The organism is Stutzerimonas nosocomialis, from assembly GCF_005876855.1.
Classification (GTDB): Bacteria; Pseudomonadota; Gammaproteobacteria; order Pseudomonadales; family Pseudomonadaceae; genus Stutzerimonas; species Stutzerimonas nosocomialis.
Map to the genome: position 1 here is coordinate 140,186 of NZ_QLAE01000009.1, position 15,094 is coordinate 155,279.

The 15,094-nt window shown below is 66.6% G+C and carries 16 protein-coding genes; 8 read left to right on the plus strand and 8 right to left on the minus strand.

The features are described from left to right. Positions 1-83: 83 nt before the first annotated feature. On the plus strand, positions 84-755 hold the full coding sequence (gene rpiA / locus DN824_RS08115; protein ID WP_138407844.1) for a ribose-5-phosphate isomerase RpiA: 672 nt from the start codon (positions 84-86) through the stop codon (positions 753-755). Positions 756-835: 80 nt separating this feature from the next. Here the strand turns inward: rpiA and DN824_RS08120 are convergent, their stop codons facing one another. The 3 genes from DN824_RS08120 to DN824_RS08130 form a co-directional block, all read right to left on the minus strand. Then, positions 836-1,753 (minus strand): SdiA-regulated domain-containing protein, encoded by a 918-nt coding sequence (locus DN824_RS08120; protein ID WP_138407845.1) that lies wholly within the window; start codon positions 1,751-1,753, stop codon positions 836-838. Positions 1,754-1,908: 155 nt separating this feature from the next. Then, complete coding sequence (locus tag DN824_RS08125) at positions 1,909-2,574, minus strand: fumarylacetoacetate hydrolase family protein (RefSeq protein ID WP_138407846.1); 666 nt, start codon at positions 2,572-2,574, stop codon at positions 1,909-1,911. Between the two features lie 71 nt (positions 2,575-2,645). Continuing rightward, the gene (locus DN824_RS08130; RefSeq protein ID WP_174236482.1) at positions 2,646-4,037 is read right to left on the minus strand and encodes an FAD-binding oxidoreductase; all 1,392 of its coding nucleotides are present in this window, start codon (positions 4,035-4,037) and stop codon (positions 2,646-2,648) included. A gap of 199 nt (positions 4,038-4,236) precedes the next feature. Here DN824_RS08130 and serA point away from each other — a divergent pair, with 199 nt between their 5' ends. After that, a complete protein-coding gene (gene serA / locus DN824_RS08135; RefSeq protein WP_138407848.1) occupies positions 4,237-5,466 on the plus strand; it encodes a phosphoglycerate dehydrogenase in 1,230 nt (409 codons plus the stop codon). Between the two features lie 65 nt (positions 5,467-5,531). Here serA and DN824_RS08140 read toward each other — a convergent pair whose 3' ends face one another. From DN824_RS08140 to DN824_RS08160, 5 genes are all read right to left on the minus strand, one after another. Continuing rightward, on the minus strand, positions 5,532-5,837 hold the full coding sequence (locus tag DN824_RS08140) for a hypothetical protein (protein ID WP_138407849.1): 306 nt from the start codon (positions 5,835-5,837) through the stop codon (positions 5,532-5,534). A 65-nt stretch (positions 5,838-5,902) separates the two neighbouring features. After that, the gene (locus DN824_RS08145; RefSeq protein WP_138407850.1) at positions 5,903-7,822 is read right to left on the minus strand and encodes an autotransporter domain-containing SGNH/GDSL hydrolase family protein; all 1,920 of its coding nucleotides are present in this window, start codon (positions 7,820-7,822) and stop codon (positions 5,903-5,905) included. A 228-nt stretch (positions 7,823-8,050) separates the two neighbouring features. After that, positions 8,051-8,380, minus strand: a complete 330-nt coding sequence (locus DN824_RS22615; protein ID WP_194150423.1) for a hypothetical protein — start codon at positions 8,378-8,380, stop codon at positions 8,051-8,053. A gap of 136 nt (positions 8,381-8,516) precedes the next feature. Continuing rightward, positions 8,517-9,590, minus strand: coding sequence for an AI-2E family transporter (locus DN824_RS08155; protein WP_138407851.1), 1,074 nt, complete (start codon positions 9,588-9,590; stop codon positions 8,517-8,519). 100 nt (positions 9,591-9,690) lie between these two features. Continuing rightward, entirely contained in the window at positions 9,691-11,385 is a 1,695-nt protein-coding gene (locus DN824_RS08160) for an OPT family oligopeptide transporter (RefSeq protein WP_138407852.1), read from the minus strand. 321 nt (positions 11,386-11,706) lie between these two features. Between DN824_RS08160 and DN824_RS08165 the strand changes: the two genes are divergently transcribed. From DN824_RS08165 to csgH, 6 genes are all read left to right on the plus strand, one after another. Further along, positions 11,707-12,288 carry a helix-turn-helix transcriptional regulator gene (locus DN824_RS08165; RefSeq protein WP_138407865.1) on the plus strand — a complete coding sequence of 194 codons (582 nt, stop codon included), beginning with the start codon at positions 11,707-11,709 and terminating at the stop codon, positions 12,286-12,288. Then, on the plus strand, positions 12,285-12,674 hold the full coding sequence (gene csgE / locus DN824_RS08170) for a curli production assembly/transport protein CsgE (RefSeq protein ID WP_414718404.1): 390 nt from the start codon (positions 12,285-12,287) through the stop codon (positions 12,672-12,674). Before DN824_RS08165 ends, csgE begins: the two co-directional genes overlap by 4 nt. Beyond that, positions 12,671-13,087, plus strand: coding sequence for a curli assembly protein CsgF (locus DN824_RS08175; protein ID WP_138407854.1), 417 nt, complete (start codon positions 12,671-12,673; stop codon positions 13,085-13,087). Before csgE ends, DN824_RS08175 begins: the two co-directional genes overlap by 4 nt. Before the next feature lie 25 nt (positions 13,088-13,112). Next, positions 13,113-13,967, plus strand: a complete 855-nt coding sequence (locus DN824_RS08180) for a CsgG/HfaB family protein (protein WP_138407855.1) — start codon at positions 13,113-13,115, stop codon at positions 13,965-13,967. 102 nt (positions 13,968-14,069) lie between these two features. Further along, positions 14,070-14,561 carry a hypothetical protein gene (locus DN824_RS08185; RefSeq protein WP_138407856.1) on the plus strand — a complete coding sequence of 164 codons (492 nt, stop codon included), beginning with the start codon at positions 14,070-14,072 and terminating at the stop codon, positions 14,559-14,561. 181 nt (positions 14,562-14,742) lie between these two features. Continuing rightward, complete coding sequence (gene csgH / locus DN824_RS08190) at positions 14,743-15,093, plus strand: curli-like amyloid fiber formation chaperone CsgH (RefSeq protein WP_138407857.1); 351 nt, start codon at positions 14,743-14,745, stop codon at positions 15,091-15,093. Position 15,094 lies beyond the last annotated feature (1 nt).

Consider the following 15,094-nt stretch of genomic DNA (forward strand, 5'->3'; position numbering starts at 1 on the left):
GCCGTCGTCCGTCCCGCCGTGCAGACCGGCCACCGGCGCAAGGCTATAATCGCCCATTCGCCTTCATCCCCCGTGGAACCGCCATGAATCAGGACCAGCTCAAACAGGCCGTCGCCCAGGCCGCCATCGACCACATCCGCCCCTCGCTCACCGACAAGAGCATCATCGGCGTCGGCACCGGCTCGACCGCCAACTACTTCATCGACCTGCTGGCCCAGCACAAGGGGTTCTTCGACGGCGCCGTGGCGAGCTCCGAAGGCACCGCCGAACGCCTGAAGAAGCACGGCATCCCGGTCTATGACCTGAATTCGGTGTCGGACCTGGAGTTCTACGTCGACGGCGCCGACGAGGCGAACGACCATCTCGAACTGATCAAGGGCGGCGGCGCGGCGCTCACTCGCGAGAAGATCGTCGCGGCCGTGGCGCGCACCTTCATCTGCATCGCCGACGGCTCCAAGCGCGTCGAGCGCCTGGGTGCCTTCCCCCTGCCGGTGGAAGTCATCCCCATGGCCCGCAGCCACGTGGCGCGCGAGCTGGTGAAACTGGGCGGCGACCCGGTCTACCGCGAAGGCGTGGTGACCGACAACGGCAACGTGATCCTGGACGTTCACAACCTGATGATCGGCTTCGCCCCCGAGCTCGAACAGAAGATCAACAACATCGTCGGCGTGGTCACCAACGGCCTGTTCGCCAACCGCCCGGCCGACCTGCTGCTGCTCGGCACCAGCCAGGGCATCCAGACCCTCACCCGCTGAGCGAACCGCCGCACGCGCATAAAAAGGCGGCCTCGTGATACGAGGCCGCCCTGCAGGCGAAGCCCATCGTGGCGAGCCGGTCAGTTCGCCTGGGCAGTTTTGCTGAAGGTGTAGAAGAGGTTCGGTTCGCTGACGATGTACACCGTGCCGTCGGGGCCCATGGTCATGCCTTCGGCCTGGGGCACGGTGTCATCGAGCCCATGGTCGCCGCCACGCAGCGAAAGCCGGCTGATAGGCCGACCATCCCGATCGAGTTCCACCACCATCCGGGATTCGTCCGAGAGCACCAGCATGTGGTCGTACTTCTCGTTGTAATGCAAGCTGGAGAGGTCACGCACGAACAATCGCGCATCACGCTCGGCGTCTTCGCTGACCTTCACATCCATCACCTCGCCGGCACCGGTCTGCGGAAAGCCCTGGATCTCGTAGATTCGCACCGGATCACGCTCCTTGGCGACGAACAGGCGCTGCCCCTTGCGATCGTACGCAAGGCCCTCGAAACCCTTGTTGCCGTTACGGTCGATGGCCAGCGCCAGCTGCTGTCCACCGGCGGCATCGACCACCTGGGTGTCGTCGTCGACCCGGACCATCAGCAGGCGCTGCGTGCGCTCGTCGCTGATCACGTAGAGCCCGGACTCCACGTATTCGATCGCCTCGGGATCGCCGAATCCCTCCAGGGGAATGTCGCGCAGCACCTCCCCGTCGAGGCTCAGCTCCAACCAGCGGGGATTGGCGTTGGTCACGGCCACGAGGGTGTTGCGGTCCGGGTTGAAGGTCAGCGCCGAAAGGTCGTCGTCGATACCCTCGATGGCCTTGCCCTGAATCACGACCTGATAATCACGCAACCATACCGAGCGGTCTTTCCACTGGGCGGCGTGCTGCCATTGACGGAATTCGAACCAGCTCTGCTCGAAGAAGCGGTAATGCTGACCGGCGGCGACCACCAGCAGGAGGGCTGCAGCGACAAGAATCAGAAGAACGTTACGGCGACGCGGCATTGTCGGAGACTCGTTGAAGGGGCCGCATTATTAACACAACGAGACTGAATCGAAACTGAATGCTGAACCCTGCGCCAAAGCGCGGGAAACCGGACGGGCCGAACGAGGCCCGGCGGGCGGCGCGACCGAGCGCGCCGCCGCGGGTATCGGGACGCTTAGAGCACCCGGCTCTCGAAACGCGACAGACCCACGAGCTCCAGCACCAGGCTGTCGCCCTGCTTGAGCGGGCCGACGCCGGCCGGGGTGCCGGTGAGGACCACGTCGCCCGGTTGCAGGCTGAAGTTGGCGCTGATGTGCTGCAGCAGCGGCAGGATCGCGTTGACCATGTCGCGGCTGGTGCCGTCCTGGCGGACTTCGCCGTTGATGGTCAGGCGGATGCCGATGTCGGTCAGCGACTCCACCGCATCGCCCGGCACGAAGGGCGCCAGCACGCAGGCGCCGTCGAAGCTCTTGGCCAGCTCCCACGGATGGCCCTTCTCTTTCAGCCGCGACTGCACGTCGCGCAGGGTCAGGTCCAACGCCGGGGCGAAACCGGAGATGGCGTCGCGGACTTCTTCTTCATTGGACCGACGCGACAGGGGCTTGCCGATCAGCACCGCGATCTCGGCCTCGAAGTGCACTTCGCCGCGGTCGTCGGGGATGCTGAAGCCGCCTTCGAGCGGCACGGTGCAGCTGCCCGGCTTGATGAACAGCAGGGGTTCGGTCGGCACCGGGTTGTTCAGCTCCTTGGCGTGGTCGGCGTAGTTACGGCCGATGCAGACGATCTTGCCCAGGGGGAAGTGGATGGGTGTGCCGTCGATGTATTGGTGTTTGTAGGTCACAAGGGCAACTCCGGAGGTGAAGAGGCAACGACGGTGGCCGGCGCATCGTTCGGCGCGGCCACCGTGCAGGGTCAGGCGAAGATCTTGCCGGGGTTCATGATCCCGTTCGGATCGAACACCGCCTTGATCGCTTTCATGTAGTCGATCTCGGCCTGCGAGCGACTATATGCCAGGTAATCGCGCTTGGTCATGCCCACGCCGTGCTCGGCGGAAATCGACCCGTTGTAGCGCTCGACGGTCTCGAACACCCACTTGTTCACCGTCGCGCACTTCTCGAAGAACTCCTCCTTCGACAGCGCCTGCGGCTTGAGGATGTTCAGGTGCAGGTTGCCGTCGCCGATGTGGCCGTACCAGAGCACTTCGAAATCGGGGTAGTTCTGGCTGACGATCGCGTCGATGTCGGCGAGGAAGGCCGGGACTTTCGAGACGGTGACCGAAATGTCGTTCTTGTACGGGATGAAATGCGAGATGGTTTCGGAGATGTACTCGCGCAGTTTCCAGAGGTTCTGCAGCTGCTGCTCGCTCTGGCTCATCACGCCATCGACCACCCAGCCTTCGTTGACGCAGCGCTCGAAGGTGGCCAGCGCCTGGTCGGCACGCTCGTCGGTGGTGGCTTCGAACTCCAGCAGCGCATAGAACGGCGCGCGGGTATCGAAGGGCGCAGGCACGTCGCCGCGGGCGAGGATCTTGTCCAGGCACCTGTCGGAGAAGAACTCGAAGGCAGTCAGGTCGAGCTTGTCCTGGAAGGCGTGCAGCACCGGCATGATGGAGTCGAAGTCCGGCGTGCCCAGCACCATGGCGGTGAGGTTGGTCGGCTGGCGCTCCAGGCGCATGGTGGCCTCGACGACGAAGCCCAGGGTGCCCTCGGCGCCGATGAACAGCTGGCGCAGGTCATAGCCGGTGGCGTTCTTGATCAGGTCCTTGTTCAGCTCCAGCAGGTCGCCCTTGCCGGTGACGACCTTCAGGCCCGCCACCCAGTTGCGGGTCATGCCGTAGCGGATCACCTTGATCCCGCCCGCATTGGTGCCGATGTTGCCGCCGATCTGGCTGGAACCGGCCGAGGCGAAATCGACCGGGTAGTACAGCCCCTTCTCTTCGGCGAAGTTCTGCAGCTGCGCGGTGACCACGCCCGGCTGGCAGACCACGGTGCGATCGGTCGCGTTGAACTCGACGATCTGGTTCATGTAGTCGAAAGACACCACCACCTCGCCGTTCGGCGCCACCGCCGCTGCCGACAGGCCGGTGCGCCCGCCCGAAGGCACCAGCGCGACCTTGCGCTCGTTGGCCCAGCGCACGATGGCCTGAACCTGCTCGACGCTCTTGGGGAACACGATCGCCGAGGGCGCTGGCGCGTATTGCTTGGTCCAATCCTTGCCGTACGTAGCCAGCGAATCGGCGTCGGTGAGCACTTTGCCGGGCTCGACCAGGGTTTTCAGCTCATCGATCAGGACAGGGTCGGTCATGACGGAAACTCTCATACGATTCATGGTCACCCTGAGTACGCTTCACCTCAGGGGTGGGGGTCTTTCGCGGGGTCCGTATGCTAGCATACGCCCCCTTTGCAACGTGCCTCGAACGGCCTGCAGAGCCGTCATCGCGCCGGCTCCGGCTCAGCCCCGCGGCCCACTCGCCCCTCTCCCTCCGGCCTAAGGTTTTATGCAGATGAGCAAGACCTCCCTCGACAAGAGCAAGATCAGATTCCTTCTTCTCGAAGGCGTGCACCAGTCCGCCGTGGACACCATCAAGGCCGCCGGCTACACGAACATCGAATACCTCACCAGCTCGATTCCCGATGCGGTCCTGAAGGAAAAGATCGCCGACGCGCACTTCATCGGCATCCGTTCGCGTACCCAGCTCACCGAGGAAGTGTTCGACGCGGCCAAGAAGCTGATCGCCGTGGGCTGCTTCTGCATCGGCACCAACCAGGTCGACCTCGAGGCCGCCCGCGAGCGCGGCATCGCGGTGTTCAACGCCCCTTACTCCAACACCCGCTCGGTCGCCGAACTGGTGCTGGCCGAAGCCATCCTGCTGCTGCGCGGCATTCCGGAAAAGAACGCCTCCTGCCACCGCGGAGGCTGGATCAAGAGCGCGGCCAACTCCTTCGAAATCCGTGGCAAGAAGCTCGGCATCATCGGCTACGGCTCGATCGGCACGCAGCTCTCGGTGCTGGCCGAGGGCCTGGGCATGCAGGTCTACTTCTACGACGTGGTCACCAAGCTGCCGCTGGGCAACGCCCAGCAGATCGGCTCGCTGCACGAACTGCTCGGCATGGCCGACATCGTGACCCTGCACGTGCCGGAAACGCCCGCCACCCAGATGATGATCGGCGAGAGCGAAATCCGCGCGATGAAGAAGGGCGGCATCCTGATCAACGCCGCCCGCGGCACCGTGGTCGACCTCGAGGCGCTGGCCGCCGCGATCAGGGACAAGCACCTGATCGGCGCCGCCATCGACGTGTTCCCGGTCGAGCCGCGCTCCAACGACGACGTGTTCGAAAGCCCGCTGCGTGGCCTGGACAACGTGATCCTCACCCCGCACATCGGTGGTTCCACCGCCGAGGCGCAGGCCAACATCGGCCTGGAAGTGGCGGAAAAGCTGGTCAAGTACAGCGACAACGGCACCTCCGTGTCCTCGGTCAACTTCCCGGAAGTGGCGCTGCCGTCGCACCCGGGCAAGCACCGCCTGCTGCACATTCACGAGAACGTGCCGGGCGTGATGAGCGAGATCAACAAGGTGTTCGCCGACAACGGCATCAACATCTGCGGTCAGTTCCTGCAGACCAACGAGCGGGTCGGTTACGTGGTCATCGACGTCGATGCCGAGTACTCGGACCTGGCGCTGGAGAAGCTGCAGAAGGTCACCGGCACCATTCGCAGCCGCGTGCTGTTCTAAGCACACCGGCTGGACAACAAAGGGAGGCCCTCGGGCCTCCCTTTTTCGTTCCGCTCCCGGACGCCTCAGGTACCCGTCGCACTGCCGCCGGGCGCCGCCGCACCGCTGCCCGACCCCGACGGATTGCCGTCGCGCGGCTCGGGCAGCGGCTCGACCTTCCGCTCCGGGCTCGGCTCGCCGATCCGTTCGCGCTCCTCGCGCGGCGGTGCCGAGCCGCCCTCCTGCTTGCGCTCGATGACCTCCTGGCGCGGCTCGGTGGTATCCAGCGGGCCGGAACGGGCTTTGCCCGGCTGGGTCGCGCCGGTATTGGCGAGCGCCACGGCACTGGCCAGCAGGGTGATCGAGGCGATCCACAGTCGCAGCGCTTGCATGACCGGCTCCTGTATCAGGCGGATGTTATCCGTTCGGCAACACCCGTCCGGGTTGGTTTCCGCGACTACAGATCCCAGCTCAGCGCCACCCCGACGCCCTGCTCGTAGTCATCGTTGCCGCGGTAGTCGTAGTTGATCCTCAGCGACAGGTTGTCGGCCAGGGCATGGGCGAGCCCGAGACCGAAGCGCGTCTGCCCGCTCGGCGGCGCATAGCCCGCCAGGGTGAAGCGGTTGCCCGGCACGCTGGTCAGGCCCATGCGCAGGTCACGAGCATCGTCCTTGCGCTCGGACTCGCGCGCCACTTCACCGGTCAGGCGGGTGGCATCGCCGATCCGGTAATCGAGAAACAGCCCGGCCGACAGTCGTAGCGAACGCTCGACCTGATCGTCGAAGGCGATGGCCGTCGAGCGGCCGCTCTTCTCGGCATAACCGTCAACCTCGACACGCTGATAGTCGACCCCGACGAAGGGGCCCGCGGCCAGGCGCTCGTCCGGCTGGAACAGGTTGAAGCCGGTCCGGGCCGCCGCGCCCCAGATCCAGCCCTCGGTATCGCCCTTCTCGCTGCGCTGGGCGATGCCGAGGGCGAAGGTGCGCTTGAGGTCATCGTATTCCAGCCGCCCGGCGGACAGGCTGATCTGGGCGAACAGGCGTTCGCGCTCGTAGCGGGCGAAGCCGGTTGCCAGCAGGCTGCGCATGTCGTAGCGCGAATCGTCGCTGCCGAGCTCCAGACGGTTGTCGCCGAGCCCGAGGCTGATGCCGGCCAGCCAGTGTTCGGTGATGCGATTGCTGGCGGTGATGTCCAGCGTCAGGCTGCGCCCGTCGCCGCTTGGGTTGGCGCCACCGGCGTCGAAGTTGGGCCGACGATAGCCGCCCTGTACCGACATCGACCAGCCGCCTACCGGCTGCCAGTCGCCCCGGCGCAGCGCCAGTTCGTTGTCCAGCTGGCGCAGGTGGCCGCGCAGCGAGGAGAACCCCATTTCCGGCAGCAGGCTCACTTCCCAGGGCGCCGACAGCAGCGCGTAGAGGTAATCGGCCGAGAGGTCCTGCACCGCGGCGGTAGGGTGGACGCCGTCGTTGAACATCAGCCGGCTCGGGTCGGGCGCGGTGCCGCCAACGCCATAGACGGGATGCTCGAGGCAGTTGTCGGCGACGAAACAGTAGTCGGTCTGCACAACCGTGGGGTCGAACCCGAACGTGGCCAGATCGCCCCGCACCTCGCCGAGCAGCGCGTTGAAATTCAAGCGGATCACATTGCCGCCCAGGGCGGCGAGCTGCTCGTCGAGCGCGGCGTTGAACCATTCGGTGCGTGCGGTCCACAGCGGCCGTGCGCCACTGGCAAAGCCCAGAGGCGTGGCGCCGACGTCCGGCAGGTCGGACACCATGATGTAACGCGCGCCCGCCGCCTGCAGCGCGGCCACCCCTGCGACCAGGTCGCCGGCGACCAGCGCGGCACTCGCCGGGTCGACGTTGCGGTCTTGGAAGATGTCGTTTCCGCCGCCGTTCACGTAGAACAGCGTGTCGGGATCGACACGTGGCATGTCCACCAGATAGCCATTGCGCGAACGGCTCAGCGGGCCGGCCGAGACCACCGAGCCGCCCGCGTCAACGATGGAGGCCAGGATCTGATCGGTGCGGTAGCCACCGACGGCATAGTTGGTGCCATCGGGGTTGCCGGTCAGCAGCGCCGGCAGCAGCGGCGTGGAGGGCAATGCCGAAAGGCCGAGCCGCGAGGCCAGCAGCTGGGTGCTGACCTGATCGTAGTATTCGCCGTTGCCAGCCTCGTAGGTCGGCCCGGTACGGTTGGTGAAACGCAGGCCGCCGAGCGGGTTGCCGCCCAGCAGCGGCCCGCCGACATCGGGAAACTGCCCGCTGTCGCTGAGCGAATCGCCGAAGATCACGAATTGGGAATAAGGGCTGGCCTGGGTCAGTGCGGGGCTGGCCGCCATGATGAGGGCGGCAGCCAGGGGTTTGAAAAAACCTCGCATGCAATACGCTCCATTATTGTTATTCGATGCGTCATCCAGCAGGCGCGCCGCAACTGCAGCCCCACCGGGGCAACGCGCCGCACACCCGGCGGGGTGTGCTTTCAAACTAGCTCATGAATGGGAAGTACAGGGCCCATCGTCGGCAAGAAAGCGGCGATCCGGCCTGCCTGTATCAGGAAGGCAAAAGAAAGCCCCGGCCGAAGCCGGGGCTCGAGGGCGTTACGCCACTCAGTTGCTGGTGCCGGTGCCCGTTCCGGTCCCGGTTCCAGTACCGCCCATGCCGGTTCCGGTACCCGTTTCGGTTCCCATGGTGCCGGTGCCGGTTCCAACGCCCGAGCCGGTGCCCGGTGCGCCGGTCTGGGTGCCGTCGACACCGCCGGTCCCGGCGGGCCCGGTTCCGGTGGCGCTGCCCGCGCCGGTCTGGGTTCCGGCAGCGCCGGTGCCGGTGGTGCTGCCGTGTTCCATCGAGTCGTGACTACCGCTACCGGCGCCGCCGGCAAAGGCGGCGGTGGACATCAGGCCGGCAAACGTCAGGGCGGCGATCTTGGTCATTTTCATGGTCGTTCTCCGTCAAGTGGATGCCCTAATTCCGGCAGCCGCCCGCGCAAAGGGTTTCACCCCTCAGCTTTGCAAAACGTGTCGATTCGGCCCAACCCACGGGCCAGAGCGGCCGGCCCGATGGCCACCGGTCGGGTCAGGCTTCGGCCGTGCGCTGCGGGCGGTCGCCGAGCAGATCCTCGACGTAGAACCGCCGGATCATCACCATGCCCACCGCCGCCAGCGGCGTCGCCAGCAGCAGCCCGAGGGTGCCGGCCAGCAGCCCGAACAACAGCTGCATGCCGATGGTGATCGCCGGCGGCACCGACACGATGCGCTTCTGCAGCCAGGGCGTCAGGCCGTAGCTTTCGATGGCCTGCACCAGCAGGTAGAGGCCCACCACCCAGAGCACGGTATCCATCCCTTCGAGCGACGCCAGCAGCAGCGCCGGGACCACCGCCAGCACCGGCCCGACGTTGGGGATGAACGACAGCAGGCCGGCGATCAACCCCAGCACCAGCGCCAGCTCGATGCCGAGCAGCCACAGGCCGAGGGTGGTCAGCACGCCGATCAGGAGCATCTCGAACAGCTTGGCGATCAGCCAGGACTGCAGGGTCGAACCGGTTTCCCTGAGCACTTTCCCTGCCCGCGGCCGATAGCCCGGCGGAACGAGCATCAGCAAGCCGTTGAAATACACGCCAGGGGTCAGGCTCAGGCAGATGCCGAGCACCAGGGCGATACCGAAGCCGGCCAGCGCCCCCAGGGTGGACGACATGACCTGCGCCACCGTGCCGAACACCCCGCCGCCTCCGCCCGAGACGGCCGCCTCGATCTGCTCGCGGCGCTCCATCAGCCAGCGGTAGCTGGGCGAATCCTCGGCACGCGTCTGCAGCCGCTCGATCGCCTGGGGCAACGAGTCGGACAGCGCATCGAACTGCTCGGCGATGCTCGGCGCGATCAGCACGCCGGCGAGTGCGGTCAGCCCCAGCAGCGCCACGAAGAAGGTCGCCAGGGCCGCCTTGCGCGGCATGCCGGTCTTGTCGCGAATCCAGCAGCTGATGCCATGGAACATCACCCCGAACAGCACGGCGGCGAACAGCATCAAGAGAAAATCGAAGGCCAGCCAGCCGACGATGCAGAGCACCACCACCAGTGCCAGGACGCACGCCTGAATGAGGGTTCGGGTCGCTACCGCCTTGCCTTCGTGTCGCTGCCCCTCGGGCGCCGCCATGCCGTTCTCCTCTGCCTGGCGAGCGAGCCCAGGGGCGCTCGCCGATTACGGGTGTGAAGTTACGACCGGGCGGGGTATCGGAAATTCAGGCGAGCCGGGCTCAACGCAGCAACGCCCAGAGCGAGGCGCCGACGCCGGTGATGCTTTCACCGGCCACCAGGCCCGCCGCCGCGGCGATCACGAAGCGCTCGGCGAGGCTGCGCCAGCGTGACGCCACCAGCCAGGCCAGCACGGCGCCGAAGGTCATCATCAGCGAGATCGAGGCCGGGATGATGAACGCCAGCCCGAGCGCCGCGGAGCTGGGCAGCCAGCGCAGACGATCCGCCGGCAGCAGCGCCTCGAGCGCACCGAGGGCGATGCCGCACAGGGCCCCGGCGAGCATCGCCCAGCGGATGTCCATCGCCAGCGCGCCGAGCCCTCCGGTCAGCGCCTCGGCCACGGCACGCCAGGTCGCCACCGCGGGCGCAGGCCATTCGTTGGTCACCAGCATCCCTTGCGGATCGGGAATCAGCGCCTTGTACACCAGCACGCCCACCAGGCTGCCCATGAGGATGCCCAGGCACTGGGCGATCACCTGGCGCGACGGCGACGCACCGATCACATGGCCGACCTTGAAGTCGTTGAGCAGGTCGGTGCACTGGCCCGCCGCGCCGCCGGCGGTGTTGGCGCTCATCAGGTTGATCGCCACCTGCCCTGGCGCCATCACCCCGAAGCTCAGCTGCGAGAGCTGGCCGATGGCACCGATCGGCGGAATCCCGGTCGCCCCGACCACCCGGGCGGCGACCATCGCCAGCAGCACGGCCAGAGGAATCGACAGCGCCGCCATCACCGGATTGATGTCGAACAGTCGGGTCTGCAACACCACCACCAGCACGGCGGCGCTGAGCAGGCCCAGCGCCGGCAGCCCGGCCGGACGCCGCCAGGCGCCGCGCCGCGACCGCTCGCGGCGCTCGCGCAGCAGGCGCAGCCCGAGCGAGGTGAGGGTGGCGCAGACCATCAGGCTCACCCCCGGCCAGAGCAGCCATTCGATCAGGACGGCGAATTGCGGCCCCTCGGCACCGGCCGGCAGGCCGACCGCGCCCAGGCCGAGCAGCGCGGGAGCGATCACCCCCCAGGCCAGCACGGCACCGAACAGCAGCGAGAGGCCGACCCGCAGGCCGATGATGCCGCCGAACCCAACCAGCAACAGCGACGGTTCCAGGGTGAAGGTCAGGCGTTCGAGCGCCGCGTTCGGCGCCCAGCGCGGCAGGCTCAGCACGAACACATCGATGGCCTTGAGCAGACCGGCCAGCAGCGCCGCGCCGCCGAGCACCGCCAGCCGCCGCAGCGCCTCGCGGCCGTGGCTGTAGATCTGCTGCATGGTTTCCAGCGTGGCCATGCCTTCGGGAAAGCGCAGCCCCGAGTCGACCACCAGCGAGCGGCGCAAGTACCAGGCGACCCAGATGCCGAGAAAGCTCACCGAGAACACCCAGGCGATCAGCGGCAGCGTGTCGAGCTGCTGGCCGGTGAGCAGCGTGTAGGCCGGGATCGGCGCCACCAGCCCGCCGGAAATGATCGAAGCGGCCGACGAGGCGGTGGTCTGGGTGATGTTGCTCTCGCGCAGCGCCCATTTCGGTCGGCCCAAGGCGCCGGCCAGCAACTGCCAGAACGCGAAGCCGACCAGCAGGGCGATGATCGACATGTTGAACGACCAGCCGATCTTGAGTCCCGAATAGATGTTCGACGGGGTCAGCAGCGCGCCGAGCAGCAGCCCGGTGGCCAGGGCGCGAACGGTCAGTTCACGGGACTCGCTCATATGCATTCCAATCAACTTGGTCCGGTGAACCCTAGCCCACAAAACGTGCGCCAAATAGTCGACATGACAGGCAACGGTGGCGTTTAGCCATTGAAGCCATTGAGGAAATTACCTTTCGTCGGCTCGCCAGAACTCGACCTAGAGCCAGTTCCCAAGCCGCCTAAGATGTCTGAACTTAGGCGTAATCTGTTTGTCGCTTATGAACTCTAATAATTCAGCCAGCATGTCTGGTAAAGGCGCCAAGCCATGGATGCTCCCGTAAAAACCGCTTCGATTCCGACCTCGACCGTGACCCTGGTAACCAGCAACGAGCTGCTGGGCCTGTTCTTTCGCCACTTTCTCGGCGAGCACAGCCAGGTGCAGTTGTGCGTCGCCGCGTTCGGCGGCAAATGCCAGCGCACGGATCTCTGGCTGCTCGACGCCGGACAATGCGAACCCCAGGCGCTTGGCGAGTTCATCGAACAGCACGATGACGGCGCGCCCTTCGCCCTGGTCAACATCACCCCCGCGCAGGCCGAGTGGCTGGTGGACCGGCACCCCACCATCCGCGGGGTGTTCTACAGCCAGGCCACCCGCGAGCAGCTGCTGAGCGGCATCATGGCGCTGATCGAAGGCGGCGACTGGCTGCCCCGCGCACTCATGGAGCGCATGCTCGCCGAGCTGCGCCGCGCCCGGCAGCAGGCCGAAAGCAAGACCGAACTGACCCTGCGCGAGCGCGAGATCCTGAGCCTGGCCGGCAAGGGCCTGTCCAACGCCGAGATCGCCGCGCAACTGTGCCTGAGCCCGCACACCATCAAGAGTCACATCCACAACCTGTTGCGCAAGCTCGGCGCCAGCAATCGCGCCGAGGCGGCCTTCCTGCTGCGCGATCGCCTGGACTGGAGCGAGTCGTGTCGCGCCTGATTCGCGCCGGCCTGCTCCTGCTGGCGCTGGCGGCGCCGTCCGCCGGCGCGCAGGAAGAGGAAGCCGAGGTGTATGGCCTGGTGGTCGACAACACCATCACCCGCTTCGGCCACGACTTCCACCGCTACTTGAGCGCCCGCCTGCAGGACACCAGCCCGATGGACTTCGACCTGGTGGTTCGCGAGCGTCCTTCGGCCCGCTGGGGCAGCCTGGTGTGGGTCGAACACAACCGGAACATTCTCTATCGACGCTTCCTGCAACCCAACGTGGCGCAGATCGAGGAGATCGCCACCCAGGCCGCCGACCTGGTGCTCGAGGAAATCAACCGCGCAAAACTGCAAAGCCTGCTGCAAGACACCTTCGACATGGAAAGGGATGAACTATGAGCACCCATCGCACCCTCCTGCCGGCCTGCCTGATGGCGCTCGGCGCCCTGGCCTTCGAGGCCACCGCCACCGAGCTGGTATACACGCCGGTGAACCCGTCGTTCGGCGGCAACCCCCTCAACGGCGCCTATCTGCTCGGTAACGCGCAGTCCCAGGACGACAACAAGAACCCCGACGCCCTGTCGCGCTCGGCGACCACCACCTCGGCGCTGAGCCGCTTCACCAGCCAGCTGGAGTCGCGCCTGCTCTCCCAGCTGCTCACCGACGTCAGCGACGGCAAGGGCGGCGGCAGCCTCACCACCAACGACTTCATCGTCAACATCGTCGATCTGGACGGCATGCTCACGGTGCAGATCACCGACCGGCTGACCGGCGAAATGTCGGAAATCATCATCAACGGCGTCGCCCCATAACCCGCGCAGAAGGCGTTCGAGCAAAATGAACAGGACGATCACTGCAGCGTTACTCGTGACGCTGCTCGGCGGGTGCGCGCTGCGCGAACCGATGCCGGCCGACCAGGGCGAGACCCCGACCCTCACACCCCGAACCTCGACCTACGAGGACCTGCTGCAACTGCCGCGACCGAGCGGCCGGCTGGTCGCGGCGGTCTATGGCTTCCGCGACCAGAGCGGGCAATACAAGCCGGGACCGGCGAGCTCCTTTTCCACCGCGGTGACCCAGGGCGCGGCGAGCATGCTGGTCGATGCCATGCAGGCCAGCGGCTGGTTCATCGTGCTCGAGCGCGAGGGCCTGCAGAACGTGCTGACCGAGCGCAAGATCATTCGCGCCTCGCAGAACAAGCCGAACATCCCGGAAAACATCCAGGCCGATCTCCCCTCGCTGCAGGCGGCCAACATCATTCTCGAAGGCAACATCGTCGGCTACGACACCAACGTGCGCACCGGTGGCCTGGGCGCCCGCTACCTGGGCGTCGGCGCCTCGCAGGAATACCGGGTGGACCAGGTCACGGTGAACCTGCGCGCGGTGGACGTGCGCAGCAGCCAGGTGCTGGCCAACGTGATGACGTCCAAGACCATCTACTCGATCGCCCGCTCGGCCAGCGTGTTCAAGTTCATCGAGTACAGGGAACTGCTCGAAGCCGAGGCCGGCTACACCACCAACGAACCGGCGCAGCTGTGCGTGCTGTCGGCCATCGAAGCCGCCGTGGCGCACCTGGTGGCCCAGGGCATCGAGCGCAACCTCTGGCGCGTCGCCGACGGCCAGGTACTGGAGAACACCTCGCTGAGCAAATACCTGAGCAGCTCGCTGGTCCAGGCGTCGCCGAGGAATTAATCCCGGCACGCCCGCCAGCCCGCCCGCTTTACACCGTGTGGCGGATGCGCCCCGACGCCGCGTCGGCCACAATCAACACCTTGCGTTTCGAGGGACCATGCGATGAACAGTCTCTGGATCAGAGCCGGCCTGCTCGGCGCCGCACTGCTGTCGAGTTCGACGCTGCTGGCCTCCGACGACCTGGTCGACAATGGCGATCTCTTCGGCAGCAGCAGCTTCACCGTCGGCAGCAGCATCCCGGGCCTCGGTACGCCTCCGCCCGACGGGCAGAGCGCCCTGGTGCAGCAGCAGGGCACGCAGAACGTCGCCACCCTGGAGCAGAGCGGCCAGGGCCTGCTGGGCGACATCGTCCAGCAGGGCAGCGACCAGGAAGCCTACATTCTTCAGCAGGGCACCAACTCGGTGGCCAGCATCCTGCAGTCCGGCTACGGCAACGCCGCCAGCATCAACCAGACGGGCGACGGCAACGAGGCCGCGATCGTCCAGCACGGTGCCTACAACAATGCGGGCATCAACCAGTACGGCGATGGCCTGCAGAGTTCGGTCATCCAGTTCGGCGACGGCCAGACCATCCAGATCAACCAATACCGCTGAGCCTGCCCGCCCGCGGTCTCGCCAGACCGGCGAGACCGGCGCGGCCCCGGCGGTCATGCCGCGGTAACGGCCAGCCGTCACCCTGACGCAGGCCCAACCCGACCATCGAGGACATCGCCATGAGCACCGTCATTTTCGTCAGCGGCGCACCAGCGCGGCTCCCTGGGGCCGGGCGGTGCGGATGTTGAGCATGGCCCTGGGCGGCTGGCTGATCGCCGCGGCGCCCGGCGGGGTCGAGGTGCAGCTGCAGCTCGAGCCGGTCGAACAGGAGCGGGTGGAACTGGCGCTGTGCCTGCGCGGCAGCGGCCAGCGGGTCGACTATCGGCTGACCGTGAGGGCCAGGGGTCTGGCCGGTACCAGCCAGACCAGCCAGGGCGGCCAGCTGACCCTGTCGGACCAGCCCCAGTGTCCGCTGCGCAACCGGCTCGGCATCAGCCCCGGCGCGCATCTGGACGCGGAGCTGCAGTGGTCGGTCGATGGCGTCGAACAGCCGCCGCTGCAGCGCTCCTACCCCGACCAGCACGACGCCTAGC

Bases quoted from the DNA above. Each gene is read 5' to 3' on its own strand.
- DN824_RS08140 (WP_138407849.1), bottom strand. From the start codon at position 5,837: ATGCAAGCGCTGCGACTGTGGATCGCCTCGATCACCCTGCTGGCCAGT.
- csgH (WP_138407857.1), top strand. From the start codon at position 14,743: ATGTTGAGCATGGCCCTGGGCGGCTGGCTGATCGCCGCGGCGCCCGGC.
- DN824_RS08180 (WP_138407855.1), top strand. From the start codon at position 13,113: ATGAACAGGACGATCACTGCAGCGTTACTCGTGACGCTGCTCGGCGGG.
- DN824_RS08120 (WP_138407845.1), bottom strand. From the start codon at position 1,753: ATGCCGCGTCGCCGTAACGTTCTTCTGATTCTTGTCGCTGCAGCCCTC.
- DN824_RS08185 (WP_138407856.1), top strand. From the start codon at position 14,070: ATGAACAGTCTCTGGATCAGAGCCGGCCTGCTCGGCGCCGCACTGCTG.
- rpiA (WP_138407844.1), top strand. From the start codon at position 84: ATGAATCAGGACCAGCTCAAACAGGCCGTCGCCCAGGCCGCCATCGAC.
- DN824_RS08160 (WP_138407852.1), bottom strand. From the start codon at position 11,385: ATGAGCGAGTCCCGTGAACTGACCGTTCGCGCCCTGGCCACCGGGCTG.
- serA (WP_138407848.1), top strand. From the start codon at position 4,237: ATGAGCAAGACCTCCCTCGACAAGAGCAAGATCAGATTCCTTCTTCTC.
- DN824_RS22615 (WP_194150423.1), bottom strand. From the start codon at position 8,380: ATGAAAATGACCAAGATCGCCGCCCTGACGTTTGCCGGCCTGATGTCC.
- DN824_RS08175 (WP_138407854.1), top strand. From the start codon at position 12,671: ATGAGCACCCATCGCACCCTCCTGCCGGCCTGCCTGATGGCGCTCGGC.
- DN824_RS08130 (WP_174236482.1), bottom strand. From the start codon at position 4,037: ATGACCGACCCTGTCCTGATCGATGAGCTGAAAACCCTGGTCGAGCCC.
- DN824_RS08155 (WP_138407851.1), bottom strand. From the start codon at position 9,590: ATGGCGGCGCCCGAGGGGCAGCGACACGAAGGCAAGGCGGTAGCGACC.
- DN824_RS08145 (WP_138407850.1), bottom strand. From the start codon at position 7,822: ATGCGAGGTTTTTTCAAACCCCTGGCTGCCGCCCTCATCATGGCGGCC.